Origin of the sequence: Bradyrhizobium sp. 4 (assembly GCF_023100905.1) — a bacterium.
In the GTDB taxonomy this organism is placed as follows: Bacteria; Pseudomonadota; Alphaproteobacteria; order Rhizobiales; family Xanthobacteraceae; genus Bradyrhizobium.
Genome location: NZ_CP064686.1, coordinates 3,813,402 through 3,839,315, shown reverse-complemented (window position 1 = coordinate 3,839,315; position 25,914 = coordinate 3,813,402). Strand labels below are relative to the sequence as shown.

Here is a 25,914-nt window from a genome sequence, read left to right as displayed (position 1 = left end):
GGGAATTAGGAAGTCGCGCGCTTCCTCCTAGCGTTCAGCGCGGACGCCACGCGGCTCACGGGCGGTTTGCCCAGCACGCCGCTCATCTCGTTCGTCGCCGCCAGCAACCGATCCATGTCGACGCCCGTCCTGACCCCCATGCCCTCGAGCATATAGACGACATCCTCGGTCGCGACATTGCCGGTCGCGCCAGGCGCGTAGGGACAGCCGCCAAGGCCGCCGGCGGCGGCGTCGATGACGCGGACGCCCTGCTCCAGCCCGGCATAGAGATTGGCGAGTGCCTGGCCGTAGGTGTCGTGGAAATGCATCGCGAGGTTGGCGGGAGGGATGTTGGCGCTGACCGCGCGCAGCATCTCCTTCGCCTTTTCGGGCGTGCCGACCCCGATGGTGTCGCCGAGCGAGATTTCGTAGCAGCCGAGCTCCCACAGCGTGGTGGCGAGATCGGCGACGGCTTTCGGCTTGATCTCGCCGTCGAACGGACAACCGAGCACGCATGAGATATAGCCGCGAACCTTGATGCCATCGGCCTTGGCGCGTGCCAGCACCGGCTTGAACCGTTCGATGGACTCCGCGACCGTGCAATTGATGTTGGCCCGCGAAAAGCCCTCGGAGGCCGCCGCGAACACCGAGACGATCTTGGCGCCGGCCGCGCGCGCCGCGTCATAGCCATTCTCGTTCGGCACCAGCACGTGGAACTCGCCGCCGGTCAGGTGGCTGACGCCGCGCAGCACAGCGTCCGAGCTCGCCATCTGCGGGATCGCCTTGGGCGAGACGAAGGCGCCGACCTCGACTGTATTGAGGCCGGCTGCGACCAGCGCCTCGATGAAGGCGATGCGGGCCTCGACGCCGACCGCCGTCTTCTCGTTCTGCAGGCCGTCGCGCGGCCCCATTTCGATGATGCGGACGGGATCGCTCATCTCATTCTCCGGAAGGCTCGACCACGGCGAGCTCGACGCCCTCCTGGACGATGTCGCCGACCTTGCATTTGATGGACTTCAGCACGCCGGCATAGGGCGCGCGCAGCGTCTGCTCCATCTTCATCACTTCCAGCGTCAGGATCGGCGCGCCCTTCTCGAGCTTGGCACCCTCCTCCGCCAGCACGGCGACAACGGTACCCGGCAAGGGCGCCGCGATCTTGTCCGCGCCGGCCTGCTCCTCCATCTCGCCGCCGAACGGATCGACCCAATGCAGGTCGAATCGCCCGTTGCGCGTGCGCAAATACAGCTCATGGCCATCGATCACGGCCGCGACCGACGTTTTGACGCCGTCAAGAGTCAGATCGAAGCCGCCGTCCTTCACCACGATCGTGAACGCCAGCTCGCGCTCGCCGATCACCAGTGTGGACGGGCCGCTGCCGTAGTTCAGCCTAACCTTCTGCTCCGGCCCGTGGCCGACGCGGAACGCAAAGCCGCGCTGGCGGCGGCCGACCGGTTGCCAGCCAAAGGTTTGCCAGGGCGAATTCGCCTCGCCTTGCGCGGCCTGCCGCTGGTCCTTGATCACAGCGGCCACCGCGGCGCAGAGCTCGAGCTCGCTTGGCGCCGGCGTGGCCTGCGTCAGCACCGCCAGCTCGCGCTCGATGAAGCCGGTGTCGATCGCATTCGCCCTCACCTTCGGATGCGTGATCAGGGCGGAGAGAAACGGGATATTGGTGACGATGCCGCGAACGTCTGAGTCCTCAAGCCCGCGGTTCAGCCGCTCGATCGCGACATCACGCGTCGGCGCCCAGGCGATCATCTTCGCTAGCATCGCATCATAGTACGGCGAGACGGCATCGCCCTCGCGATAGCCCGCGTCGATGCGCAGGCCGCCGGTTTCCGCGGGCAACCGCCAGGTCGAGATCTTGCCGACCGAGGGCATGAAGTTCTTGGTCGGGTTCTCCGCGTAGACCCGAGCCTCGACGGCATGTCCGTTGAGCTTGATCTGATCTTGTTCGAGTGGCAGCGCTTCGCCGAAGGCGACGCGCAACTGCCACTCGACCAGGTCGATGCCGGTGATCAGCTCGGTCACGGGATGTTCGACCTGGAGACGGGTGTTCATCTCGATGAAGAACACGTCCTTGCCGTCGGAGACGAACTCGATGGTGCCGGCGCCGACATAGTTCACCGCGCCCGCCGCCTTTCGCGCGGCGGCGCAGACCGTGTCGCGCTGGGCCGCATTGAGGGTCGGGGACGGCGCCTCCTCGATCACCTTCTGGTGGCGGCGCTGCAGTGTGCATTCGCGCTCGAACAGCGACAGCAGATTGCCGTGGCTGTCGCCGATGATCTGCACCTCGATATGCCGGGGGTTATCGACATATTTTTCGATCAGCATGCGGTCGTCGCCGAACGCGGCCTTGGCCTCGCGCTTCGCACTGACGATCGCAGGCGCGAGTTCATCCGCCGAGCGAACGATGCGCATACCGCGGCCGCCACCACCGGCGGACGCCTTCACCAGAATGGGGAAACCGACCTTCTCGGCCGCCTTCGCCAGCGTGGCATCGTCCTGGGCCTCGCCGTGATAGCCGGGCACCAGCGGTACGCCGGCCTTCTCCATCAGCGCCTTGGAGCCGGACTTCGAGCCCATCGCGGTCATCATCGCCGCGGTCGGGCCGACGAAGACCAGGCGGGCGTCGAAACACGCCTGCGCGAATTCGGCATTCTCCGACAGGAAGCCATAGCCGGGATGTATCGCCTCCGCGCCGGTCTTGCGCGCGGCCTCGATCAGCCGCTCGACGTTGAGATAGCTGTCGCGGGCACGTGCGGGACCGAGCAGCACCGCCTCGTCGGCGAGCGCGACATGCATCGCGTCGCGGTCGGCCTCGGAATAGACGGCCACGGTGCGCAGGCCCATGGCGCGCGCGGTGCGGATCACGCGGCAGGCGATCTCGCCGCGGTTGGCGATCAGGAGGGTGCGAAAACGGCGGTAGAGCTTTGAGCGGTCCATCGCATCACATCCTGAACAGGCCGAATTTCGTCGGCTCGATCGGCGCATTCGACGCCGCCGAGAGGCCGAGGCCGAGCACCAGCCTTGTGTCGGCCGGGTCGATCACGCCGTCGTCCCAGAGACGCGCGGTCGCGTAATACGGGTGCCCCTGGCTCTCATATTGCGCGCGGATAGGCTCGCGGAATTTATCTTCCTCTTCCTTCGACCAGCTGTCGCCCTTGGCCTCGATATTGTCGCGCCGGACCTGGCTCAGCACCATCGAGGCCTGCTCGCCGCCCATCACCGAAATGCGCGCATTCGGCCACATCCAGAGGAAGCGCGGCGAGTAGGCGCGGCCGCACATGCCGTAATTGCCGGCGCCGTAGGAGCCGCCGATCACGACGGTGAATTTCGGCACCGACGCCGTCGCGACCGCCGTCACGAGTTTCGCACCATCCCGCGCGATGCCGCCGGCTTCGTATTTCTTGCCGACCATGAAACCCGTGATGTTCTGCAGGAACACCAGCGGAATGCCGCGCTGGCAGCACAGCTCGATGAAATGCGCCCCCTTCAGCGAGCTCTCGCTGAACAGGATGCCGTTGTTGGCAATGATACCGACCGGAAAACCCCAGACGTGGGCGAAGCCGCAGACCAGCGTCGTGCCGTAGAGCTTCTTGAACTCGTCGAACTCGGAACCATCAACGACGCGCGCAATGATGTCGCGAACGTCGAACGGCTTGCGCCCGTCGACGGGCACCACGCCGTAAATCTCCTCCGCCGCGAACAAGGGATCACGCGGCGGATGCATGTTGAGGTTTGGTCGTACCGATGGCTTCAGCGTGCCGACGATGCGGCGGGCGATGCCGATCGCGTGTGCGTCGTTCTGGGCATAATGATCGGTCACGCCCGATTGCCGCGAGTGCACGTCGGCGCCACCAAGCTCCTCCGCGGTCACCACTTCGCCCGTCGCCGCCTTCACCAGCGGCGGCCCGCCGAGGAAGATCGTGCCCTGGTTGCGCACGATGATGCTCTCGTCCGACATCGCGGGGACATAGGCGCCGCCGGCCGTGCAGGAGCCCATCACGATCGCAATCTGCGGGATGCCTTGCGAGGACATCTGGGCCTGGTTGTAGAAGATGCGGCCAAAGTGACGCTCGTCCGGAAAGATCTCGTCCTGCAGCGGCAGAAAGGCGCCGCCGGAATCCACCATGTAGACGCAAGGAAGATTGTTCTGCCGCGCCACGTCCTGCGCGCGCAGATGCTTCTTCACGGTCATGGGATAATAGGTGCCGCCCTTGATGGTGGCGTCGTTGGCGACGATCACGCATTCGCGGCCCGCGATGCGCCCGACCCCGGTGACGACGCTCGCCGAATGCACGTCGCCGCCGTAAAGGCCATAGGCCGCGAGCGGCGACAGCTCCATGAACGCGGTGCCGGGATCGACCAAGAGGTCGACGCGCTCGCGCGCCAGCATCTTGCCGCGCGAGGTGTGGCGGTTGCGCGAGACCTCGCCGCCGCCGCCGGCGACCTGGCTCAGCTTTTCGCGCAGATCCGCGACGAGGGTTCGCATGGCCTCGGAATTGCGGGCAAAGTCCGACGAAGACGTATCGATGCTGGAATGGAGCGGCATGTTGATTCCAATTGCGTGAAGGTTTTAAGCCGTCTCAGCCATCAATTCGCGACCGATCAGCATGCGCCGGACCTCCGAGGTGCCGGCGCCGATCTCGTAGAGCTTTGCATCGCGCCACAGACGCCCGACCGGAAATTCGGAGGTGTAGCCGACCCCGCCCAGCGCCTGAATCGCCTCACCCGCCATCCACGTCGCCTTCTCGGCGGAATAGAGGATCGCAGCGGCGGCGTCCTTGCGCAAGCTGCGCGCGTGATCGGCGCGGTCGCAGGCACGCCCCACCGCATAGACATAGGCGCGCGTGGCCTGCCAGGTCGCATACATGTCGGCAAGCTTGCCCTGCATGAGCTGGAAGTCGCCGATCGGCTGTCCGAACTGCTTGCGCTCGTGCATGTAGGGCACCACCGCGTCCATGCAGGCCGCCATGATCCCGAGTGGCCCGCCCGAGAGGACCGTGCGCTCATAGTCGAGCCCGGACATCAGCACCCTGACGCCCTCGCCGACCTTGCCGAGCACGTTCTCCTCTGGCACCTCGCATTCGTCGAAAAACAGCGGATAGGTGTTGGAGCCGCGCATGCCGAGCTTGTCCAGATGCTGGCCGTGGGTGAAGCCCTTGGCCCCCTTCTCGACCAGGAAGGCGGTCATGCCGCGCGGGCCCGCTTCCGGATCGGTCTTGGCGTAGACCACCAGCACGTCGGCATCGCCGCCATTGGTGATCCACATCTTCGAGCCGTTGAGTACGTAGCGGTCTCCGCGCTTGTCGGCGCGCAGCTTCATCGAGACGACGTCTGAGCCGGCGCCGGGCTCGGACATCGCGAGCGCGCCGACAAACTCGCCGGAGATCAGCTTTGGCAGATAGCGCTCGCGCTGCGCATCATTGCCGTTGCGGCGGATCTGGTTGACGCAGAGATTGGAGTGCGCGCCGTAGGAGAGCCCGACCGCGGCCGAGCCGCGCGAAATCTCCTCCATCGCGACGATATGGGCGAGATAGCCCATGTTGGAGCCGCCATATTGCTCCGGCGCGGTCATGCCGAGCAGGCCGAGGTCGCCGAAGCGCTTCCAGAGGTCCGCCGGGAACAGATTGGCTTTCTCGATATCGGCGGCACGCGGGGCGATCTCCGCCTCCACGAAGGCGCGCAGCGTGTCGCGCAGCATGCTGATATCTTCGCCCAGATCGAAATCGATGCTCGGGATATTCAAGGCGATTCCTCCGTATTTTGGGGACCAAACCTAGCGGCATCGGGGCCCTTCTGCGGTCGAAAAGGTTGCATTTTCCGCCAAACTTGGCGAGGATTTTTCCAGAGGATGTCCGATGCCTTTTCAAGTCGCAACCGCGATCCCGCGCCGTGCCGTGACCCCTGCCGCCTTCGTCCGCGGCGTCGTTGCCGCTTACGAACGCTACGGCCGCGATCCGACCGAGGCGCTGAGCCGGGGTCAGGTAACGCCAGACCTTGTCAATTCTCCGGATGGGCGGGTCACGGCCGGCCAGTTCGAGGCGCTGGCCGGTCATGCCATGCGCGAACTCGACGACGAGGCGCTCGGCTGGTTCTCGCGGCGGCTGCCCTTCGGCACCTACGGCATGCTGTGCCGCGCCTCGATCACCGCCCCGACGCTGGAGGTCGCGCTCAAGCGCTGGTGCCGGCACCACCGCCTGCTGACCGAGGACGTGCTGCTCGATCTCGCCGTCGGCGAGGAGACCGCCGTGGTGTCCATCCGCGAGCTGCGCGACCTCGGGCCTTTACGCGAATTCTGCCTGGTCACCCTGCTCCGCTATGTTCTCGGCTTTTCCTGCTGGGCCGTGGATTCCAGGATCGCGCTTCGCGCCGCGGAATTTCCGCACCCCGAGCCCGGCCACGTCTCGGTCTATCCGACCATCTTTTGCCGAAACATCCGCTTCGATGCGGACCGAGCTTCCATCACCTTCGACAAGCATTATCTATCGCTACCGCTCACCCGTAGCGCGGCGGACCTCGACAACATGCTCAAGGGCGCGCTGCGGCTGACCGTGCTACCCTATCGGCGCGACCGGCTCCTGGTCGAGCGCGTTCGCCGCGTGCTCCGCAATGCGCGCGGACGCAGCCTCGGAGCCGAGGATGTCGCGAGCGAGCTGGCGCTCTCCACCCGCACCATGCATCGGCGCCTGCGCGATGAAGCGACCTCGCTGCGCGATCTCAAGGAAGAGGCAAAATTCGAGCTCGCCAAGCAGGAGCTGATGCGCGGTCGTAACCCGATCAAGCGGATCGCGGAGATCGCGGGCTTCCGCAACGAGAAGAGCTTTTCCCGCGCCTTCCGCACCTGGGCCGGCGCCTCACCGCGCGAGTTTCGCGGCAGGTATCGCTGACGGTATCGCTGACGCGCGGGCTGTCATGCTGTTGTAGCCTCCGAGATCCAACTCGGAGGCCGCAACATTTCGAAACCGGTCTCGATCAATTCGAGTTGGTCTGCCCACCCGGACGAAGCTTGGTGCGCGACTGCGTCTGCTTCGGCTGGAAGGCAAGCGCGTCGGTCGAAGTCTTCGCGCCGCCGCTCTGCGAGCACGAGCCGCCGATGCCGCCGGCCGCGGCCCGGCAGGCCTCCATCGTCGGATAGCCGCAGCCGTGTGCGGCCTGGGCGCCATTGGTGATGCAGTAGTCTTCTGCCTGGGCAGCCGGCGCGGTCATCATGAGAAACGCAGATGCAAACAGCGTCGCAGCGGATGCGACGAACGTCTTCGAGGTCGGGGTCATGTTGTCTTTTCCTGCTTCAGGGTCCCACAAAAGAGGCCTCGGCATGCGACGCAGGCTGAGGTTCACAGCTCGCATGTAGGCCGGCGCCAGGAACCGGCAATCACGGCTCGGCGCATTGCAGAACTTCCCAAATCACATGTCACAGTTAGGTGAGTTACTTATGTTTTATCCGTCTTATCCGAACCTGTATCCCGGCAAGGGGATCACTCCGCGCCTTCGGAGTTTTGGATGTCGTTGTGCCCGCCACGCTTTGGCACCCGTCCCCGCCGAACTATCCTGCCGCCGCGATCTCCTGCAACGGCAGCGGCACGTCCTTCGCCACACCCAGCACCGGGAAGCTCCGGACGTTCTTCACGTTCGGCATCGCGGCGAAATGCAGGAGCTGCTGGCGCATGCTCTCGACGCTCGGCGCCACGCATTTGAGAAGATAGTCGGTGTCGCCCGAAATCCGCCAGCACTGCTGGATGCGCGGGATCGCGGCGATCGAGCTCTCGAACGCCGCCAGCACCGGCTGGGCCTGGCTGCCGAGCTGGATCGAGACGAACGACACCACCTCGTAGCCGAGCAGCCGCTCGTCGATGACGGCGCGCACCGCCCGGATCACGCCGCGACTGAACAGCGATCTCAGCCGCCTCACGCAGTTGGGCCCGGACACCCCGACGCGCAGCGCCAGCTCGTTGTTGCGAACCCGCCCGTCCTGCTGCAATTCGGAGAGTATTTTCAGATCGACGCCGTCGAGCTGGTCACGCCCCGCCATACCCCACCTCGCCATGAGCCTGTCTTGCGCGGCAGCGAAGCACGGGGCGGAATGGCTGCCAAGGGCAGGACCATGGGAAGAACCCGCGTGATTGACCGAGCTTGTCCCGGCCGTCCGCGCCTTTTCACGCGGAGGCTAAAACGTAGATGCCCGGGACCCGGCTCCGCCAAGGCTTGCCGGGCATTCGGTGTTGGGCCGGCGAAGCTTCAGCGAAGACTGCAAGCCCGGGCGCGACGAGAGTCTCGACGCGTGGCCCGCCTTCAATGCGTCCAGGGCTCGCCGCGGCGGAACGAGAAATTGTCCGCATAGGCGACCGGACGGCGCACCGATTCCTTCGGCTCGATCACCTGGTAGGCGATGCCCTTGCGCTCGCAATAGGCGACCGCCTCTTCCTTGCTGTGGAAGTGCAGCGTGATCTGCTGCTTCATGTCGCCGGACGAGGTCCAGCCCATCAGCGGCTCGACCGCGCGCGGCTGCTCGGGCTCGTAGTCGAGCTGCCATTCCTTGGTCTTCGACCGGCCGGATTGCATCGCGTTCTTGGCGGGCTTGAAAATGCGTGCGGTCATGGATGGTCCGGCCTCTTGTTCGTCTTTTCGTCCGATTTCGATGCGTCACGGTAGCAGTTGGTGGAAACCGCGGGCATAGTATAGAGACACCTTTTGGGAACTGATCGGTGATTCCGGCCCCCGGGATGGCTCGCCGATGGGTATAATCATTATGCTGCATCGTGACAATTGCGTACCCGCCTTCCGCGCCGGGGTCTCGCCCGGCGGCCCTGCTTCGTTGACATCTCCCTGTCCGTCCCCTCCGAAAGCTCCCGTCGCATGTCCTTCCTGAACATCAACGCCACGCTCCCCGAGAAGGGCCGTGACCTCAGGCTCGACCTGTTTCGCGGCATTGCGAACTGGGCGATCTTCCTCGACCACATCCCCGACAACGTGGTGAACTGGATCACCACCCGCAATTACGGCTTTTCCGACGCCGCCGATCTGTTCGTCTTCATCTCCGGCTACACCGCATCCTTCGTGTATGCGCGGATGATGCTCGAGCGCGGCTTCCTGGTCGGCGCCACCAGGCTAACCAAGCGGGTCTGGCAGCTCTACGTCGCTCACATCATCCTGTTCGTGATCTACATCGCCTCGATCAGTTATCTGGCGCTGCGCTTCGGCGATTCAGAGATGATCAACGAGTTCAACGTCGCCGGCCTGGTCGACAACGCCACCGAGACGCTGCGCCAGGGCCTGTTCCTGCGCTTCAAGCCACTCAATCTCGACGTGCTGCCACTCTACATCGTGCTGATGGGACTGTTTCCGCCGGTGCTCTGGTTCATGCTGCGCAAGCCAGACCTCACCATGGCGCTCTCAATCGTGCTGTGGCTCGCCGCCCGGCATTTCGGCCTGAACCTGACCGCCTATCCGGCCGGCCAGTGGTACTTCAACCCGTATGCCTGGCAGGTGCTGTTCGTATTCGGCGCCTGGTGCGCCATGGGTGGCGCGCGGCGCTCGATGACGCTGATCAACGCGCCGGTCACGCTGTGGCTCTGTCTCGGTTACATGCTGTTCGCGCTGGTCATGACCATGGCTGGTCGTTTCCCGACCCTCGGCGGCATGTTCCCGGAATGGCTGTTCTCGGCGTTCAACCCGAACGACAAGACCAACCTCGCGCCCTACCGCTTCATCCACTTCGTCGTGATCGTGATCCTGGTGATCCGCTTCGTGCCGAAGGACTGGCCGGGCCTGGAATGGAAAGGGTTCGACCCCATCATCGTGTGCGGCCAGCAGTCGCTCGCCGTGTTCTGCGTCGGCGTGTTCCTGTCCTTCGTCGGTCATTTCGAGCTGTCGATGAGCTCGGGCTCGCTGTTCGCGCAGATCTTCGTCAGCGTCGCCGGCATCGCGATCATGACGACGGTGGCGTATTACATCTCCTGGTCGAAGAAGCAGGACAAGCCGCTGAAGCCGCCGCCGCCCAAGCCTGCGGCCGCAAAGGCCGCTTGAAGGGCAGCAGCGATACCGCGCCGGACGACAGCGACGCCGCTTCAGGCCGCCGCTTCGCTATCGTACTCGGTGAATTTCTTATAGATCCAGTCGCGGCCGTCGTGGCGGCGCCAGACCTTGCCGTAAACCAGCTGCCCGTTGATCGAGCGGCGCGGCACGAGCACGGTCCAGAGGTGCCAGATCTCGGTCCAGCTCGCCTGCGGACCGGTGGTTCGGACGTTGCGATCGAAAGACATGATGCAGAACTCACAGGATACGAGCACTGCGACGAACTGTGATGTCGTGTGAGCACGAATTCAGGCAGCCCATCGCGAGCCGGACCGATCTGATAACAGCCGCGAAAGCGGCCGCAACAACCGCTCGCCCTTAACCTAACCGGTCAACCTTACTTCCTGTGAGCGCGTGGCAAGACCGGTTGAAAGCGCTCGCCGATTTTCCTAGACTGTGTGCGATTTGAGAATGAGCGCGTCGTTTTGAGGACGCGCGGTGATTTCCAGGCTGACGCAAATTTTTGAAAACGATTGATGGGCGGGGGCCACCACGATGAATTTGCAATGTGCATGTCTGCGCTTGGCGCTGCATTCGACGCCGCCTGCTCTGCCCGCCAAGACGCCGGAGCAAGAGCCGCGGAAGGTCGCGAACGACAATCAGCTGGCCTGGCCGTTCCTGCCGTTTCCGTTCGGCTGGTACGCGACGAACTGATGGTTGGAAAAGCGTAACGCCGCGCAAGCGGAATATCATCGCTTGGCGGCGTCCGTTAGGCATTGGGCGCTGAAATCCCCCAACACCTATATGTCTAGGGCGACGCCTAAAGGTTCGACAAAGTTTTACGATTTCCGCGCCGTCCGACCCGCCCAATGCCTTGAAAAATCGCGCGGAAGTCGCGTTGCGCAGGGAATGAGCGCCGAGGGTTAGGAAGGCTTTGGCGGCTCCGGCATCTGCATCGAACGCGGCTGGTCGGCTTGGCCTGGATCGCCGCGCTCGGCTGGAAACCGCGCTCGCCTGGATCGCCTGGCGCCTCGCCGAATGGCTGTTGTTCTCTGGTGCCGTTCCGACCCACCTCCGGACTGGTCGGGGCAGCTGGATTCGAACCTGCACCCACTTCTTGGAATCGCTTAGGGCGATTCTGACCGGATCGGCACAACCTCCGATTCTGACGGGTTCCGGAGCCCGGCGATTCTGGCAGGACGGAACCGGCTTGAGCGCCGGAAAGTCAGGCCGGTGCTCCTCTAATCCTTTCAACACCCGGTTCGACTCCTCGCGAGAAATCGCCGGCAGCAAAGCCCCACGATTCGACTCCTGAACCACCGGGCGTCGAAACGGCTCCGCGCGTCCTGTTGCGTCTGTTGCGTCGCATTATTCCCACCTCACCCGAACCAATGGAGGCATCCGATGGGCGCACCCGCGCGCGTCGACCCACTTCTTCAGGCCCTGCAGCGCGGCGTCGTCGCGGCCGCAGGTTCCATAATTCCGCTGCCGCCACCGCCGGCACCGCCGCGATCGATCCGGGCGGGCCAGATTCTGCTTGGCCACGCCGGCAACCGCGACGAGGTCGGGCTCGACCTCGGTAAGCTGATCGAAGGCCGGCTCCTGATCCAGGGCAATAGCGGCGCCGGCAAGTCGATGCTGCTCCGCCGCCTGTTCGAGCAGGCGCACGGGAAGGTCCAGCAGCTGCTGATCGACGTCGACGGCGAGTTCTCGACGCTCGCCGACAAGTTCGACGTGGCGGTCATCACCTCCGCCGACGTGCTCCGGATCGGCGGCGCCGCATTCGCGGCGCATCTGCGGGAGCACCGCTACAGCGCCGTCCTCGACCTCTCCGATGCCACCGCGGAGGAAAGCGCCGCGATCGTCGCGGATCTCGCCACCGCGCTGATCGAGGCGCCGCCGGAGCACTGGCACCCGATGCTGGTGCTGATCGACGAGTCCCAGCGCCTGGTGCCGCGCTATGACCCAGGCGACGTCGACCAGGAGACGCGGAAGCGCACAATCCGTGCCCTCGCCGACCTGATGAACCGGGGCCGGAAGCGCGGCCTGGCCGGCGTTGTCGCCACCAGCCGGATCGCCGAGACCTCCACGCCGGTCGTCTCCAAGCCCACGAACATCATTGTCGGGCGAACCGTGTTCGATCGTGACGTCGATCGCGCCGGCAATCTGCTTGGCTTTACCGTCGGTCAAAGCCGCCCCCTGCGATCGCTGTCCGACGGCGAATTCATCGGCATCGGCCCTGCGCTGGGCGCCGGCCGCGTTCGCTTCAAGGCCGCCGGGGTGCTCTCGGTGCACAAGGGCAAGACGCCTGAAGTCGAGGCGCCGCCGGCGATATCGGCCGCGGCGGCCGCCGAGCTGCTCCGTGCGGTACCAGGCGCGGTCGCAGAGCCCCGGTTCACGCCTCCCGAGAAGGCCGACACACGAGGCAGCGGTCGCTACTGGAGCGAGGACGAAGATCGCATTGTCAAGGACGGTTACGCCAACACCACCAAGCTCAACGATATCGCGCGTCAGCTTGCCGAAGCCGGCTACCGCCGCCGCACCATGGGCTCGATCAGTATGCGGGCGAGCGCCCTCGGCTGCCGAAGCAATTCCCCGATCGCGAAGGGCAGCTGGTCGCCTCCGGAAGACGAGATCCTGATCGAAGCGTATGCCGATCCGGACGTCAAGATTATGGAGATCGTCGCCATGCTCGCGGCGGCCGGCTTCGACCGCGGCCGCGTGTCCGTCCAGATGCGCGCGATCGCGCTGGGCATCACGCGCGATCGCGTCAACTACTACACCGAGGAAGAGACCGCGATCGCCAAGGCCGGCCTCGAGGCCGGCAAGTCGAACCGCGAAGTCATCCAGGACCTCGCAGCGGCCGGTTATCAGCGTGGCGTCACCTCAATCTCCAAGTTTGCGCAAAAGCACGGCTACGATCGCCGCGCCGATGCGTGGACGCCCGAGGAAATCGAGCGGCTCAAGGTGCTCTACGGCGAGCGCAAGCATACTCGGGACATAGCCGAGGAGCTCGGCAAAACGCGTTCTGCCGTGGCAGCCTATGCTAGCAAGTTCGGCCTGAAGCAGCGCACCGCCTGGAGCGATGACGACTTCCAGCGTCTCGAGGCGGCCTGGCATGAAGGCAAATCGCTCGCGGATGCGGCCGCGCTCGTCTCGCGGCCCTATCCGAACGTCGCCGCAACAGCAAAACGAATTGGCCTGAACTTCCACATCAAGCCTAGCGAGCGCGGCAAGGCTGAACCTGCCAACGGCAAGGGGAAGCGGAGTTGAGCCAGAAGCACGCCCCCTCCGCGCACGCCCGCAGGCGCTCGACCAAAAAGCGCATGTGGGTCCGCCACCCCGAAGACTGGTACATCGAGGAGGAGTGGGTCAACGACCGGCTGTTCGCGGTGGAGCAGTTCGTCGGCCGCGTCCACGATCCGGCCTGCGGCAGTGGCCGCATCGTCCGGGCCGCCAGGCGGGCCGGCCTGCGCGCCACCGGCTGCGACATCGTGCTGCGCGCGCCCGGATTCCGCGTCGGCAGCTTCTTCGAGCAGACGCGCGGCGTCGACAACATCGTCTGCAACCTGCCGTTTCGTTTTGCCATGGCGTTCATCGGCCATGCGTTGAACCTGGCCGAGCGCAAGATCGCGATGATCGTGCCGACGGCGTGGGTCGGCGGCGACGGCCGTTCGCGCTGGCTCGAGCGCACGCCGCTGCGCCGGGTCTGGCAGTTGTCGCCGCGCCCCTCGATGCCGCCCGGCCCGGTGGTGATGGCCGGCAAGCAAAAGATCGGCAACGGCACCACCGACTATTCCTGGGCTGTCTGGGAGCACGGCTATGTCGGCCGGCCAGAGCTTTGTTTCCTCCGCCGCGGCGACACCACCCTGCCCGTCATCACCAGCGTTCCCGCGCCCGGATCTGCGGCGCCGCTCCTCGCACTGAAAGAACCTTCATGAGCACGCGCACCCAGCTCCCCAAATCGGCGCTCGATCACCATGTCGCGGTACTCGGCAAAACCGGCAGCGGAAAGACCGGCTCCACCAAAAGCGCGATCGTCGAGCCGGATCTCGCCGCCGGCGGCCGCGTCGCCGTCATCGATCCCACCGGCGCCTGGTGGGGCCTGCGCCTGGCAGCCGACGGCAAGAAGCCCGGCTTCCCGATCTACGTCTTCGGTGGAGACCATGGCGACTTCCCGCTCGCGGCCAACCAGGGCGAGATGATGGCCGAGGCGATCGGCAGCTCAAACACCCCGGTCATTCTCGACACCAAGCTGCTCAAGACCGGCGAGCGGATGAGGTTCTTCACCGACTTTGCCGACGCGATCCTGCGGACCAACAAGGGACCGTTGCGCCTGGTGATCGACGAAGCGCATCTGTTCGCGCCTCAGGCCGGCACGCGGGGCGCCGGCGCCATGCCGGACATGCTGCATGCGGCCAACAACCTGATCAGCCTCGGCCGCTCTTCCGGGCTGCGCATCGTGCTGATCAGCCAGCGGCCGGCGAAGCTGCACAAGGACAGCCTCACCCAGGTTGAGACGCTGGTCGCCATGCGCCTGATCGCGCCCCAAGACCGCAAGGCGATCGAGGAATGGATCGCCGACCAGGCTGACAAGGAAACCGGCAAGGAGATCATCGCCTCCCTGCCCTCCCTCAAGGCTGGAGAGGCCTGGTGCTGGTCTCCGGAGGCGCGCTTCCTCAAGCGCGTCCAGTTTCCCATGCCGACGACGTACGACTCGAGCAAGCCGCAGGCCGGCGGAAAGACCGCCCGGCGCCTCTCCCCGATCGACGTCGAGCAGCTCCAGGAGAAATTCGCCAAGGTCAAGACCGAGGCCGAAGCGAGAGACCCGAAGGTCCTGCAGAAGCGCATCACCGAGCTCGAGCAGCAACTGCGCAAGGGCGGCAAAGAGACGCCTGCCGGTGTTGCGGCGATCAAGATTGCCGACAGCAGCGGCCATGCCCGCGGCTTGGCTGAAGGCGAAGCGCTCGGCTATCGCCGAGGACTGAACGAATGCGCAGCAGCCTATGGCGCCTTCACCAAAATCCTCGCCATGATCCAGGCGCCCATCGAGCGGGCGATCGCCGACACCGAAAAGCGCCACGGCATCGTCATCGAGCAAATCACGAAATCGGGCCTGCAGACGGGAAAGCAAACCCCCGTGGGCGCTCCGAAGCGCGAGCCGGCTGCTTCGCCGGCACCGCGCAAGCCATCGCCTGCGTCTGCAGGTGGCGATGGCAACGTCACACCCGCGAAGCAGCGGATCCTTGACGCGATCGCGTGGGCTGCCTCGCTCGGCAAACCGGCGGTACCGAAAGACATGGTCGGCATCCTCGCCGGCGCTTCGCCGACGTCATCGGCCTTCGCGAACAACCTCGGAGCGCTCCGTTCCTTCGGCCTGATCGACTATCCGAGTGGCGGCATGGTGGCACTCACGCCCGAGGGCGAAGCCACCGCCAACTCGCCCGCCGGCGCGCCCACGCATGAAGCCGTCATGGAGAAGATCGGCGCGATGCTGCCGCCGGCACAGATGCGGATCCTCGCGGCCGCGGCCGAGGCGTTCCCCGACGAGCTCGGCAAGGAGGAGCTGGCCGAGAAGGTCGGCGCCTCCGCCACGTCCTCAGCCTTCGCAAACAACCTGGGCCGGCTCCGCACGCTCGGCTTCATCACCTATCCCGCGGCGAAAAGCGTGCGCGCCGGCGAGAGCCTTTTCCCATGAGCGACAATTCCAAGATCGAGTGGACCGACGCGACGTGGAATCCCATCACCGGCTGCACCATCCTCTCGCCTGGCTGCGCGCACTGCTATGCGATGAAGCTCGCCGGCACGCGGCTGCGCAGCCATCCCTCGCGCGCAGGCCTTACCAACGGCAGCAAGACCGGCCCTGTCTGGAACGGCCAGGTGCGCTTCAACGGGGAGTGGCTATGCCAGCCGCTGGAATGGAAGCGCCCGCGCAACATCTTCGTTTGCGCCCACGGCGATCTCTTTCACGAAAGCGTGCCCGACGAGTGGATCGACCAGGTATTTGCGGTCATGGCGCTCGCGAAGCATCACACGTTTCAGGTGCTGACAAAGCGCGCGCAGCGGATGCGCAAGTATCTCGGCGATTTCCGAACGCCGACCCGCATCGTGCAGGCTATGCGCTTCCCGATCGTCGAGCAGGCCGAAGCCCCAAGCCACATCGTGTTTGAAAGGACTATGTGGCCTCTGTCGAACGTCTGGCTCGGCGTTTCGGCCGAGCGCCAAGAGGAAGCAAACGAGCGCATCCCCTATCTCCTCGCGACGCCTGCGGCCGTCCGTTTCGTTTCGCTCGAGCCGCTTCTGGGGCCGATACACCTCGGAGAACTTCATCCTGGCGGCGGGCAGATCCTCGACGCGCTTAGCGGCCTCTCGGTCAACCCGGCGTTCTCCGGATGGTCGGGGCTCGATTGGGTGATCGTGGGCGGCGAGAGCGGCGATGGTGCGCGCCCGATGCATCCCGCCTGGCCGCGCGCGATCGAGGCGGACTGCGCGGTTGCCGGCGTCGCATTCCACTTCAAGCAATGGGGCGCGTGGGTGCCGATCTGCGCGACCACTGAGGAGTTTACGGACACCCTGTACCACCCAGCCCCGCAGCGAAACCCGGATGCCAGCCGCCGCTGCAAGGTGGACCAGATGGTGCTGCACGCCGACGGAACGCAATTCCGCGACGCGGCCGAGCCGCTCGCGTACGCCGGCGGCTCGGGCGCGATGCTGATGTTCGAGGTTGGCAAGAAGCGCGCTGGCCGGCTGCTCGACGGCATCGAGCACAATGGCATACCTGGCCGCGCGGCATGACAACCTTTCCCCGCCTCGAGCTCGCGGATCCGGACAACCTGTCCACCTTCAAGATGGACGGCGAGATCTGCGTCTTCGACGAAGCCGTACTGACCATCAACGGCAACGAGGACGAGACGATCGTCATCCAGTGCGAGGGCGCGCTGGATCTCGCCGATCGGCTGATCCGTTACGTCAACGCGCACGAGCAGATCACCAGAACGCTCACCGCGGCGATGTGCGCGCTGCGGTCCTACCAATTCGGCAACTCTGCTCCGGATCTCGCCCAGGGTATTGCCGACGATCTTGAAACTGTCATCAAGCAAACAGGAGAAGCCGCGTGACCGTAACCGCCATCGACGTTTTCGCCCGGCACCAGGTGCTCTACGAGGAGATCGCGCGGTCGCATCCTTCGCTTCTCGAGGGCAAGGTGTACTGCGCCCGGTGCGGCAAGTCGCGCCATATCGAGGCGGCAAAGTGCCTGCGCGAGGGCTGGCCGAAATGCTGCGGCGTTACGGTCGAACTTAAAGCAGCGCCTCTCTAGAATCGACTCTCGGCCGTCGGCATGCTTTGACGCCGGCATGGTCGCTCCACCCGAACCCCTCTCCCTGCGCAAGACCGTCATCGGCGGCCAAACCGCGCCCGATGATTGGCTGGTGATCTGGAACGGCATCTCGATCGGCCGCATCCTGAGGCAGCCCGGCATGCCGTCCGGACGGCCGAACTGGTCCTGGGGCGTCATCCTGCCGAACAAGCCCCAGCACGATTGGATGCGCGGAACCTGCAGTGATCTCGAGGACTGCAAGCGCCGCTTCCGGGTCGCGTGGTCGGCTCTGCATCCGAAGCTCACTGATGCCGACGTCGAGCAGCTGCGTCATCCGCGCGAGTCGACGCGGCCCTGGAACAAACGCAAATGAAGCCCGGCTATCGCTTGGCCTTCTTCGCTTTCTTGGCGGCCTTCTTCTCCACCCGAACCCCTTTGAACTTCTTGGCGGCCTTCTTGCCCTTCTTCGGCTTTTTCACCGCCATAAACTCGCCAGAGCTCTTGTCGCGCTTGGTCCAGGCGGATGCGCCGCCCAGCGTCGATTTGGTTTGCGATCGCTTCTTCACGGCGCCTTTGCGAGCGTTGTCACCGGCGGGCTTGTTGACGGCCATTGTTCCTCCTCATGATTGCTAAACGGCATTGCCGAGCATCGGGAACGAATCAGACCGCGTCAAATTGAATCCCGGTTCTGTGGCGTTGGAGTTGTGTATGCGTCAGTCCCGCTGGATGCCGTCGATCGTCCCCGATGACGAACCCACCGTGTACCTGGTCGCCGATGATTTCGGACGCGCCGGCCGGGCCTGGCGCGAAGCCGACCTCGAGACTGCGGATCTGGAAACGGTTATCCAGGATCTGATGGCGGGAGAATACAAGCGGCCGATCAGGGTCGTCGCATTCAACACCGCCGAGCGCTGGTCCCAGGACGTGTCCGAGGACATCGCCCGTGAAATTCAGCACCGCTGCAATCTGCAACTGACCGATGTCCCCTCTCACCTGCAGGAGTTCGTCGACCGTTACGCCGCGCAGGATCTGCGGCAGTTCAGCCTGCGCCTGGTCTAGCGGTGGCTTTTCAGCGAAAAAAGAAGGAAGCGATCGGCGCAAAGGCGCCGTTACCCGGATTCATAGATCCGGTGCTCGCCGAGCAGGTCGGCCGCGTGCCGCGCGGCGAGCGCTGGATCCATGAGATTAAATACGACGGCTATCGCGGCCAGCTCCACATCGCCAACCACGACATCAAGATATTCACCCGGAACGGCGTCGACTGGACGCGACAATTCCGCAAGGTCGCGCACGACGCCGACCTGATCAGCGCAAGTTCGGCGATCATCGACGGCGAGATCGTCGTGCCTGGCGAAAGCGGGAAGACCGACTTTGCGATCCTGCAAAAGAGCTTGGCCGGCAACGCAGACAATATCGGCATGATCGCCTTCGACCTGCTCTATCTCGACGGCCGCGATTTGCGCCGCGTGCCGCTGCTCCAACGCAAGGCCGCTCTGAAACGGCTGATCGCCAACACGCCGATCGCTTACAGCGAGCACTTCGATATGGACGGCGCCGAGCTCTTCCGCCGTGTCTGCGCCGGCGAGCTCGAGGGCGTGGTCTCCAAGATCGCGGATTCGCCCTATGGTGGTCTGCGCGGCAATTACTGGGTCAAGACGACGTGCAAGCATCGCGAGACGCTGGCGATCGCCGGCTTCAAGATCAAGCACAACCGCTTCGACGGCATCTATGTCGGCCGGCAGCAGGGCGGCCAGCTGCTCTATGCAGGCAAGGTCGAGCACGGCTTCGAGGACGCCGCCGTCAAGGATCTGCAGCGCCGGCTGCAGAAGCTGGTGCGCAAGACGCAGCCGTTCGCCAAACGCATTCGCAACAGCGGCGTCTGGGTCGAGCCGCGTCTCGCCGCCGAGGTGGAGTACCGCGCCAAATCGGCCAATGGCCATTTGCGGCATCCGTTCTTCAAAGGCCTGCGGGAGGATCTCTGAGCGTGGCCCACCTCACCCCCGCCGAGCAGATCGAGCAGAGCTACGACCTCGCCATGATGGCGCTGGCCGATTACCTCACGCACGAGCGCGATGCCACGGCCACCATCGACGCGCTGATCCGTATCCTCGATCGCGACGGGCTGCGCGATGCGATCACCGAGGTCCTGGTCGATTCCCGGGTCCATCCCAGGCCGAGGGACAACGTTCCGAACTCGCCACCAATTGCTCCCTGAACGCCTGGAACGACGACGCGGCAACCTCTCGTTAACGGGATTATGGAACATTTCCGCCAGCGCGCGGCCCTTGTCCCGTGTTCCGCGCGCCCAGGACAATCATGGCGAAGCCGCCGAAGCCAAAGACCCGCCTCGAGCTTTGCCGCGAGCTGCTCGATATCCAGCTCGCCAACCGCACCGTCTTCGACCGGATCGACGCCATCAAGACCGAGCTCAAGGCCCGGGCGCTTGTGGAGGGTAAGTTCCGCGAGACCTTCGTCGGCCTCGGTTACGTCGCCGTTTCCCCCGCCGCGCCGGAGCAGGTCACTGGCGAAGCGCCCGCGCTCGTCATCGTCAGCTGGCAGGGTCTTCCCCAGTCGCGCCGCGACAAGCTGCTCGAGCAGGGCCTGGTCGAGATCAAGCCGACCATCAAGGGCGCCTATCACGGCCGCGCAGAGGTCAAGCTCTTCGCGCCTCCCGCCTGAGAACCGCCGTCATCATCACGGCTGGCCGCCTCCGCGGCCGCCGCGGATCGATCGCCGGCACGCTCGAGGACCGCGCGCGCGGCGTCACCCAGGCCATCGTCCACGCCGGCGCCGACGTCGAGCTGCTCTCGATCGAGAGCTTGCGCGCCGACGCGCAGCCCGGCCTGTTCGATAGGCTTGATCCCTAGACCAGGATGTCCCACGCTCGACGCGATGAGCAGCAAACCTGAACCGCCGCAGCAACGAGTATCCTGCGAAAAGTGCGGCAACCTCACGACGCCCTTGGGCGAGATCTCGGGACGAGACGAAGCCACGGTGCTGAAGATCTATTGGTGCCGCGTTTGCGATCGATTCGAGAAGGTCTCGACGACCAAATGACAACGCCGCCGGCGTGGGTGCGCTGAGGGCGTTGTTGACAGGATGGCGGTCCGCCGCGCATAGGACTCGAACGTATAGTCCTTAGTAGCAGCCCATCTCGATGAAACTCCTCCAAGAATATCTGGAGCGCGCGGTCAGCCTCGAGAGCATGGCGGCAGGCGAACAGGATTCCACCTTCAAAACCCAACTGTTGCAGCAAGCCGCGGCGTACCGGAAGCTGGCGGCTAAGCGCGCCAAGGAGTACGGCCTTCCGCCGCCGAGCCCACCGGCCAGTGGTGAGCCGCCAAAATGAAAACACAGCGTTGATAGCTGATCCGTATCTACTGATCAGTGCCAGAACTTCCAGATGCCGACGCCGGCGGCGCCGATCGACGCTGCGTAGCCGACATATTTGAAGCCGCCATCGATCAGAGCCTTGATGGTCTTGGCGCCTCTCAGCAGATCCACGAGCTCGCCGAGCTTGGTCTCGATGCTCTCCAGGCGCGCCTCGCGCTGCTGCTCCCGCTCTTCACGCGCCCTGTCGCGCTCCTCGAGCGCGGCGATGCGCTCGAGCTGGGTCGGCGGTTTGACCGAGGTCAGCGAACGCATCACTTGGCTCCCTTGTGCTTTTCCTTGCCGGCATAGTCCATCCGCTGCCGGCGCAGGCATTCTCGCCCGAGCGCGATGACGCCGTGCTGCTCGATCACGATCGCCTCAAGCCACAGGAACGCCTGAACTGCATCGTCGTCGCGACCGAACGCCGGCAGCGGGATCTGCTCGAGCAGATCCTCGCAGGTCGTCGGGACCTCGACGCGCAGCGGCGGCGCCAGGTCAGCGAGATGCTGGGGGCCGCAGCAGGCCAGCAGCGTCGCCGAGGCGGCAAGCAGAAGGCTTGCCAGCACCCTGCTTGCCAGCGCCGGCGGCCGGCGCCTTTCGTTTCGCATAGTCGTTGACCTTCTTCTGGAGGGCATCGTTCTCCGCGCGCAGCGCGTTGAGCTTCGGCGTGAAGAAGCCGCCGAGATCCGCGGCGACGTCGCGATCGCGCTGCGCGGCCGCAGCTTCCGCCTTGCGGTGATCCGCAGCGATGCGCTCGCCGCAACGCGAGACCTCTTCCCGGTGCACGTGAAGCACAGTGAAGCTGATGGCGGCGAGCATCGCCAGGATCTTCAGGCAGGTGCCACAGCGCAGCAGCCAGCCGACGGCGCTGACGGCCGCGCCGGCGGCGGAACCGCCGCCGGGGATGAGCGCGATGGCGCCCGCAATCGTTGCCAGCATTGATCAGCGCCCCATGTTGGCGGCGGAGCGGTGGTCCTCGAGCCGGATGCGGGCGATGCGCGCGGCATCGATCAGCACCAGGATTCCGATCACCGCCGCGAGCGCGCCGATCGGCAGCGCCCAGGAGCTCGAGAACAGCGCTTTGAGCATCGGGCGAACCTGGTCGAGCATGCCTGCCGCCTGGTGCGCCTTGTCGATTCCGGCCTGCACGCTGTCGAGGTCGAACGCCCCGCCCTGGTCGGCGCCGACGCCGCCGAGCGTGGTCAGGCCCAGAAGGACCTTCAGCTTGCCGAGGAAGCCGAGCCGATCGGTGCCGGCGATGGTCCGCGAGCCCGCTTGGCGAAGATCCTGGACCGTGTCGGTCGCCCGCGCCTCGCCCACCGGCGCGCCGGTGGAGCGCGCCAGGGCCTCCCGGGTGGCGTGGTCGACCACCCCGGTGGCAGGCAGCCCGTGGTCCAGCTGGAGCTTGGCTACGGCGCCCCTTGTGCTTTCGTGGAATTCGCCGTCGTCCTTGCCGACGCCGTAGCCCTTGGCCTTCAGCTCTCCCTGGAGGCCCTTCACCTCGAAGCCGCTGTCGCCATAACCCAGCTCGCCCGCGGGGCGTGCCACAGGGGCCGGAAACAGCGCCGCCTGGCCATGCTCGGCCGTCAGGGCGGTCTTCCAGCGCTTGGTCAGATCCTCGCGCTGGGCGAGCCCGATATAGCCGCCGTTGAGGTGGTAGGTGACGCCGCGGATATCGTCCCTTTGCGCAAACGGCACGCAGCCGCACAGCACGAAGTCGACCACGGCGCATTCCAGGAACAGATCCGGCCGGTTCACCAGGCCGGGATCGCCCAGCAGGTCCACCGCCATCTTCTGGGCCAGGCGGAAATAGCCGTCGTGCCCGGTGGTGTTGGTCCCGCCGCGACCGCGGAACGACCAGCCGTCGTTCGAGCCCGGGCGGTTGCCCATGCGGCCGTTATAGACCTTGTTGGCGAGCTTCTGCGGCGCGTGGGCGAACGGCATCGCCTCGGCGAGCGAGGCAAACCGGCTGGGCCAGGTCTTGACGATTCCCTCGGGCGAATAATTCAGGTTCTCGACCAGCTCGCGGCCGGCGCCGCACTCGTGCGTGATCTGGCCCATGAAGATCGCGATGACGAGCGGCGTGAAGCCGTATTTCGCGAACACCTCCGGCGCCCGGGCGGTGATCCCGTCGCGCAGGTCCTGGGTGGCATGCGGCCACAGGCGCGCGAGCGCCTGGCCGAAAGTGGTTTCGGTCATGAGGTCATACTTTCGTGGGTGGAAAACCGATGAGAGCGCGCTCGCCGTCGGGCAGTCACAATGCTAGGTTGAACCCTTTCGAGGGGCCCTTAGATGCCGTTTTTAGATGCGTACGAGGATGCGCGCTTCATGTCGCGCTGCCTTCGGTATCGGTTCAGAACAGAACGTCTTCAGCTAAAGACGCTGGCGGGCCTTAGATTGAAGGGCGCTACCGTTCTCGATATCGGCGCGAACAAAGGCATCTACTCGTACTGGCTGGCGCGCGCTGTAGGACCGTCCGGCAATGTCGTAGCTTTCGAGCCCCAACCGGAGATGGCGCGCTACATCGACGACAGGAAGCGCACTTTCAAACTGGTAAACGTCAGAGTTATGAACACCGCACTCTCGAAAGAGCCCGGTACAGCGACGTTAACGCGAGCTCGCGTTGGAGACGGGAGCGCGTCTCTGGAGCCGAGCCGATTGCAAGTTGATCAACTTAACGTCCCGCTCACGACGCTCGACAGCATGTGCATACCCAATCTGAGATTCATCAAGTGCGACGTTGAAGGACACGAGATGAACGTCTTTTCAGGAGCGGAACTAACATTAAGAGCTCTCCGCCCGATCGTGCAATTCGAAGCCCTGCCCGCCGAAACTGCGAAGCTCTTCAGCTTTTTCGAGGCCCTTGGATATTCAGGTGTCATGTTTCTTGGCAATCGCTACTTGCCTTGCTCAAATCCCGATCGCGTCGAGCACTACAAATTTGGCCTAGAGGGCCATCGGGATTATCTTTTTTTCCCGCCTGAAGCCATCGGCTCAACCATACCGCCTTCGATCTACCGCCAGTTTCCTAAATAATCCTAAGGAGTTTGTTGACAACTATCGTCGGTTGAACGTTTAGAACCGGCGTGCTGGTGCCACCCTGCGCCACACCTACCAGCGTACCCGTCGAAGCAGCTTGCGATGCGGAAAGGTTATTGTAGCCGGCGTGACCGAAGTTGCCGCCGCCACCGAGGCCACCACCGCCAGAGTCGCTATAGACATAGTTTACGGCGCCGTTGATCGTGATAGCTCCATTCGAAATGGAGAGAGCACCGGAAGGCGTGTACGGCGGAAGATTGGCAGTGATGAGAGTGCGCGATTGAGCACCTCCTGCATCGCCAAGGCTATCTATACCCGCAACGGCATCGGTAAGGCGACCAGCAGCGGACCCGCCCATATTGTCGGCGCCGGCCGTGACACGCCCGCGCAAGTCAGGAAGACCAAATGTCGTGGAGCCATCTCCGACGCCAAAAGCCGTACCGAACAGCGCAAACAATGCAGCGTAGGTAGTCCGGCTTACGTTTTGCCCAAACGGGAATACGAAGTTGCTTGACGGGGTAGAGATGCCGAAATAGTCGATCATCCCTCCAATGGGGACCGTGAACGGAAGCTGATAAAAATCCTTCAGTCGCCAATTGTTGCCGGTGTTGTAATAGACGGCGCTATAGACACCACCGGTGATCAGCGTGCCTGGCGGCACGGGCGTGATGCCGCTCGCTGTGTCAATGATGATCGTGTCCCCGCCCAGGCCATCGACATTGAGTGTGGGATTTGCGCCGTTGGTCGCGTGAACGGTGAACGCCACCTCTGCTCCGTTCATCGCGGCTTTGGATAAAAACTTCCGAAACGACGACATGGTGTACGCTGTCGACGTCCCACCCGTGATGATGCCCCCAGCGGTGTCTTCGCGCAGCATCGACGTCGAGGCCAGTGAGCCCGCCATCACCTCCTTGGTGCCAGCGCCGAAGGTGCCCTTAACCTCCTCGACCGTGGTCAGCGTCAGCTGGTTCGTCGCGCTATAGGTGGCAACGCCACTCCAAAACGCGACACCCGGCTCGACGACGGTCACATAGGTCTGATCGCCGACCGCCATGAAGGAAGCGAACGTGTTGTAGGAGCCGTCGGGCGCGCCGGCGAGCGCGAATGGGCCGCTGCCCGACGTGGTCGACAATTCAAGGATGCGCGCCTTGGGGCGGACGGAGGTCATCGGGTTTGTCCTACTTTCCGACTTCGTAAATGCCAGTGACGACGTACAAGGCACCAGCCACCGTCGCGGTGCTGGTGTTGTTGTAGTATCCGAACGCACAGTTCGAACTGTTGCCGGCGATCAGCGCGCGGCACGAAGCGCCGTTGACAGCCGTTTCGGCGCCGCTCAGTTCCTGAAGCAGTGCGCCGACCGACGACGAGACTGGAAGCGTTGCCTGGACATTGCCTGTCGCGCTGCCGACCGTCGTGATGGTCACCGACATCTCGATCTGGACTGAGGTTCTGATCTTCTTGAAGCGCGCGGCCGCGCTCGCCGAGCCGAAGCTTCCGCCGCCAGACGCCCCCAGCGTGGGGGCAAATGCGACCCAATCGCCCGCATGGCTGGTGGTGTAGAATCCCGTGCCGTCGCACCAGATGCGCATGCTTTCGCTTTGGTAGATAAGCGCGGTCGCAGCGGCGTCGACGGTCTCCGCGCCGTTCGGGTCGAACGTGACGATCCCGGTGTTGACGTTAATGATGTCGCAATACCAGCCGTCGCCGAGCGTTGCCGCGGCCGTGGCGGTCAGCGCGATCGCCGATGACCGGTTGAGCTTGATGAGCTTGGCGAAGTCGGAGGCGACCAGTGTGTCGCTCGCTCCCGTGATGGCGCGCGTGGCAGTGCCAACCCCGAGATTGACGCGCCCTTGTGCCCTCTTGGCGTCCGTTAGGGTTTGCGGACCGTCGAGGCTTGGCGCACTGCCGGCGGGCAGGCCCATGAATACTTGCTTGATGCCACCCGACGAGAACGTGCCCTTGCTGTCGAAGGCGCTCGAAACCGTGACTTCGTTCGTGGCGCTATAGGTCAGCATGCCCGCTTTGAAGGCAACACCGGGCTCGACGACGGCGCCGATCGTGGTGTCGCCGACGCTCATCGCCGCGCTGAAGGCGTTGTAGGACAGGTCCAGCGCGCCGGTGACCGTGAACACGGTCTGGCTGTTGGAGCTGGATTGCTCCAGCACACGGTCCTTGGGCGGGACGAACGCCAT

Annotated in this window: 31 protein-coding genes; 16 read left to right on the top strand and 15 right to left on the bottom strand. The window is 64.7% G+C overall.

Annotated elements, in window-relative coordinates:
• Nucleotides 1–5: 5 nt before the first annotated feature.
• From IVB45_RS17915 to IVB45_RS17900, 4 genes are read right to left on the bottom strand one after another with little or no spacing between them, the layout of a single operon-like run.
• Nucleotides 6–917, bottom strand: coding sequence for a hydroxymethylglutaryl-CoA lyase (locus IVB45_RS17915; RefSeq protein WP_247360983.1), 912 nt, complete (start codon nucleotides 915–917; stop codon nucleotides 6–8).
• A 1-nt stretch (nucleotide 918) separates the two neighbouring features.
• A complete protein-coding gene (locus IVB45_RS17910; protein WP_247360986.1) occupies nucleotides 919–2,922 on the bottom strand; it encodes an acetyl/propionyl/methylcrotonyl-CoA carboxylase subunit alpha in 2,004 nt (667 codons plus the stop codon).
• Nucleotides 2,923–2,926: 4 nt separating this feature from the next.
• Nucleotides 2,927–4,531, bottom strand: a complete 1,605-nt coding sequence (locus IVB45_RS17905) for a carboxyl transferase domain-containing protein (RefSeq protein ID WP_247360988.1) — start codon at nucleotides 4,529–4,531, stop codon at nucleotides 2,927–2,929.
• A 24-nt stretch (nucleotides 4,532–4,555) separates the two neighbouring features.
• On the bottom strand, nucleotides 4,556–5,728 hold the full coding sequence (locus IVB45_RS17900) for an isovaleryl-CoA dehydrogenase (protein WP_027569937.1): 1,173 nt from the start codon (nucleotides 5,726–5,728) through the stop codon (nucleotides 4,556–4,558).
• A gap of 112 nt (nucleotides 5,729–5,840) precedes the next feature.
• Here IVB45_RS17900 and IVB45_RS17895 point away from each other — a divergent pair, with 112 nt between their 5' ends.
• The gene (locus tag IVB45_RS17895) at nucleotides 5,841–6,869 is read left to right on the top strand and encodes an AraC family transcriptional regulator (RefSeq protein ID WP_027569936.1); all 1,029 of its coding nucleotides are present in this window, start codon (nucleotides 5,841–5,843) and stop codon (nucleotides 6,867–6,869) included.
• A gap of 85 nt (nucleotides 6,870–6,954) precedes the next feature.
• On the opposite strand, the gene IVB45_RS17890 is transcribed toward IVB45_RS17895, so the two are convergent.
• From IVB45_RS17890 to IVB45_RS17880, 3 genes are all read right to left on the bottom strand, one after another.
• Nucleotides 6,955–7,254 (bottom strand): DUF3551 domain-containing protein, encoded by a 300-nt coding sequence (locus IVB45_RS17890; RefSeq protein ID WP_027569935.1) that lies wholly within the window; start codon nucleotides 7,252–7,254, stop codon nucleotides 6,955–6,957.
• Between the two features lie 271 nt (nucleotides 7,255–7,525).
• On the bottom strand, nucleotides 7,526–8,011 hold the full coding sequence (locus IVB45_RS17885) for an Lrp/AsnC family transcriptional regulator (protein WP_247286141.1): 486 nt from the start codon (nucleotides 8,009–8,011) through the stop codon (nucleotides 7,526–7,528).
• A gap of 260 nt (nucleotides 8,012–8,271) precedes the next feature.
• Entirely contained in the window at nucleotides 8,272–8,577 is a 306-nt protein-coding gene (locus IVB45_RS17880; protein WP_007591346.1) for an ETC complex I subunit, read from the bottom strand.
• A gap of 258 nt (nucleotides 8,578–8,835) precedes the next feature.
• Here IVB45_RS17880 and IVB45_RS17875 point away from each other — a divergent pair, with 258 nt between their 5' ends.
• Nucleotides 8,836–10,005: an OpgC domain-containing protein gene (locus IVB45_RS17875; RefSeq protein ID WP_027569934.1), complete on the top strand. Its 1,170-nt coding sequence runs from the start codon at nucleotides 8,836–8,838 to the stop codon at nucleotides 10,003–10,005.
• Nucleotides 10,006–10,046: 41 nt separating this feature from the next.
• On the opposite strand, the gene IVB45_RS17870 is transcribed toward IVB45_RS17875, so the two are convergent.
• Nucleotides 10,047–10,241 carry a hypothetical protein gene (locus tag IVB45_RS17870; RefSeq protein ID WP_027569933.1) on the bottom strand — a complete coding sequence of 65 codons (195 nt, stop codon included), beginning with the start codon at nucleotides 10,239–10,241 and terminating at the stop codon, nucleotides 10,047–10,049.
• 334 nt (nucleotides 10,242–10,575) lie between these two features.
• On the opposite strand from IVB45_RS17870, the gene IVB45_RS38925 reads away from it, so the two are divergent.
• The 8 genes from IVB45_RS38925 (at nucleotide 10,576) to IVB45_RS17835 (ending at nucleotide 17,684) form a co-directional block, all read left to right on the top strand.
• Complete coding sequence (locus IVB45_RS38925; protein ID WP_256374433.1) at nucleotides 10,576–10,707, top strand: hypothetical protein; 132 nt, start codon at nucleotides 10,576–10,578, stop codon at nucleotides 10,705–10,707.
• A gap of 690 nt (nucleotides 10,708–11,397) precedes the next feature.
• Complete coding sequence (locus IVB45_RS17865) at nucleotides 11,398–13,266, top strand: AAA family ATPase (protein ID WP_247360991.1); 1,869 nt, start codon at nucleotides 11,398–11,400, stop codon at nucleotides 13,264–13,266.
• Nucleotides 13,263–13,934: a hypothetical protein gene (locus IVB45_RS17860; RefSeq protein WP_247360992.1), complete on the top strand. Its 672-nt coding sequence runs from the start codon at nucleotides 13,263–13,265 to the stop codon at nucleotides 13,932–13,934. The genes IVB45_RS17865 and IVB45_RS17860 overlap by 4 nt, the downstream gene beginning before the upstream one ends.
• The gene (locus IVB45_RS17855; RefSeq protein WP_247360994.1) at nucleotides 13,931–15,691 is read left to right on the top strand and encodes a type IV secretory system conjugative DNA transfer family protein; all 1,761 of its coding nucleotides are present in this window, start codon (nucleotides 13,931–13,933) and stop codon (nucleotides 15,689–15,691) included. The genes IVB45_RS17860 and IVB45_RS17855 overlap by 4 nt, the downstream gene beginning before the upstream one ends.
• Nucleotides 15,688–16,788 (top strand): phage Gp37/Gp68 family protein, encoded by a 1,101-nt coding sequence (locus tag IVB45_RS17850; protein ID WP_247360995.1) that lies wholly within the window; start codon nucleotides 15,688–15,690, stop codon nucleotides 16,786–16,788. Before IVB45_RS17855 ends, IVB45_RS17850 begins: the two co-directional genes overlap by 4 nt.
• A complete protein-coding gene (locus tag IVB45_RS17845; RefSeq protein ID WP_247360996.1) occupies nucleotides 16,785–17,111 on the top strand; it encodes a hypothetical protein in 327 nt (108 codons plus the stop codon). The genes IVB45_RS17850 and IVB45_RS17845 overlap by 4 nt, the downstream gene beginning before the upstream one ends.
• Nucleotides 17,108–17,311, top strand: a complete 204-nt coding sequence (locus tag IVB45_RS17840; RefSeq protein WP_247360998.1) for a hypothetical protein — start codon at nucleotides 17,108–17,110, stop codon at nucleotides 17,309–17,311. The genes IVB45_RS17845 and IVB45_RS17840 overlap by 4 nt, the downstream gene beginning before the upstream one ends.
• Before the next feature lie 37 nt (nucleotides 17,312–17,348).
• Complete coding sequence (locus IVB45_RS17835; protein WP_247360999.1) at nucleotides 17,349–17,684, top strand: hypothetical protein; 336 nt, start codon at nucleotides 17,349–17,351, stop codon at nucleotides 17,682–17,684.
• 7 nt (nucleotides 17,685–17,691) lie between these two features.
• Here IVB45_RS17835 and IVB45_RS17830 read toward each other — a convergent pair whose 3' ends face one another.
• Nucleotides 17,692–17,922 carry a hypothetical protein gene (locus tag IVB45_RS17830; protein WP_247361001.1) on the bottom strand — a complete coding sequence of 77 codons (231 nt, stop codon included), beginning with the start codon at nucleotides 17,920–17,922 and terminating at the stop codon, nucleotides 17,692–17,694.
• 97 nt (nucleotides 17,923–18,019) lie between these two features.
• On the opposite strand from IVB45_RS17830, the gene IVB45_RS17825 reads away from it, so the two are divergent.
• The 5 genes from IVB45_RS17825 (at nucleotide 18,020) to IVB45_RS17805 (ending at nucleotide 20,660) form a co-directional block, all read left to right on the top strand.
• Nucleotides 18,020–18,370: a hypothetical protein gene (locus IVB45_RS17825; RefSeq protein ID WP_247361003.1), complete on the top strand. Its 351-nt coding sequence runs from the start codon at nucleotides 18,020–18,022 to the stop codon at nucleotides 18,368–18,370.
• Nucleotides 18,371–18,372: 2 nt separating this feature from the next.
• Complete coding sequence (gene ligD, locus IVB45_RS17820; RefSeq protein ID WP_247361005.1) at nucleotides 18,373–19,293, top strand: non-homologous end-joining DNA ligase; 921 nt, start codon at nucleotides 18,373–18,375, stop codon at nucleotides 19,291–19,293.
• 2 nt (nucleotides 19,294–19,295) lie between these two features.
• A complete protein-coding gene (locus IVB45_RS17815) occupies nucleotides 19,296–19,526 on the top strand; it encodes a hypothetical protein (protein WP_247361006.1) in 231 nt (76 codons plus the stop codon).
• 101 nt (nucleotides 19,527–19,627) lie between these two features.
• Nucleotides 19,628–19,990, top strand: a complete 363-nt coding sequence (locus IVB45_RS17810) for a hypothetical protein (RefSeq protein WP_247361007.1) — start codon at nucleotides 19,628–19,630, stop codon at nucleotides 19,988–19,990.
• A gap of 478 nt (nucleotides 19,991–20,468) precedes the next feature.
• Nucleotides 20,469–20,660: a hypothetical protein gene (locus tag IVB45_RS17805; RefSeq protein WP_247361009.1), complete on the top strand. Its 192-nt coding sequence runs from the start codon at nucleotides 20,469–20,471 to the stop codon at nucleotides 20,658–20,660.
• A 35-nt stretch (nucleotides 20,661–20,695) separates the two neighbouring features.
• On the opposite strand, the gene IVB45_RS17800 is transcribed toward IVB45_RS17805, so the two are convergent.
• The 4 genes from IVB45_RS17800 to IVB45_RS17785 are packed head-to-tail and all read right to left on the bottom strand — an operon-like array spanning nucleotide 20,696 to nucleotide 22,882.
• Nucleotides 20,696–20,956 carry a hypothetical protein gene (locus IVB45_RS17800; RefSeq protein ID WP_247361011.1) on the bottom strand — a complete coding sequence of 87 codons (261 nt, stop codon included), beginning with the start codon at nucleotides 20,954–20,956 and terminating at the stop codon, nucleotides 20,696–20,698.
• Nucleotides 20,956–21,249 (bottom strand): hypothetical protein, encoded by a 294-nt coding sequence (locus tag IVB45_RS17795; protein WP_247361013.1) that lies wholly within the window; start codon nucleotides 21,247–21,249, stop codon nucleotides 20,956–20,958. Before IVB45_RS17795 ends, IVB45_RS17800 begins: the two co-directional genes overlap by 1 nt.
• On the bottom strand, nucleotides 21,179–21,622 hold the full coding sequence (locus IVB45_RS17790) for a hypothetical protein (RefSeq protein WP_247361016.1): 444 nt from the start codon (nucleotides 21,620–21,622) through the stop codon (nucleotides 21,179–21,181). The genes IVB45_RS17795 and IVB45_RS17790 overlap by 71 nt, the downstream gene beginning before the upstream one ends.
• A gap of 3 nt (nucleotides 21,623–21,625) precedes the next feature.
• Nucleotides 21,626–22,882, bottom strand: coding sequence for a peptidoglycan-binding protein (locus IVB45_RS17785; RefSeq protein WP_247361017.1), 1,257 nt, complete (start codon nucleotides 22,880–22,882; stop codon nucleotides 21,626–21,628).
• A 93-nt stretch (nucleotides 22,883–22,975) separates the two neighbouring features.
• Between IVB45_RS17785 and IVB45_RS17780 the strand changes: the two genes are divergently transcribed.
• A complete protein-coding gene (locus tag IVB45_RS17780; protein WP_247361020.1) occupies nucleotides 22,976–23,719 on the top strand; it encodes an FkbM family methyltransferase in 744 nt (247 codons plus the stop codon).
• Here IVB45_RS17780 and IVB45_RS17775 read toward each other — a convergent pair.
• Together IVB45_RS17775 and IVB45_RS17770 are read right to left on the bottom strand one after the other, a co-directional pair.
• On the bottom strand, nucleotides 23,712–24,890 hold the full coding sequence (locus tag IVB45_RS17775; protein WP_247361023.1) for a tail fiber protein: 1,179 nt from the start codon (nucleotides 24,888–24,890) through the stop codon (nucleotides 23,712–23,714). The genes IVB45_RS17780 and IVB45_RS17775 overlap by 8 nt on opposite strands.
• A gap of 10 nt (nucleotides 24,891–24,900) precedes the next feature.
• Nucleotides 24,901–25,914: a hypothetical protein gene (locus IVB45_RS17770; RefSeq protein WP_247361024.1), complete on the bottom strand. Its 1,014-nt coding sequence runs from the start codon at nucleotides 25,912–25,914 to the stop codon at nucleotides 24,901–24,903.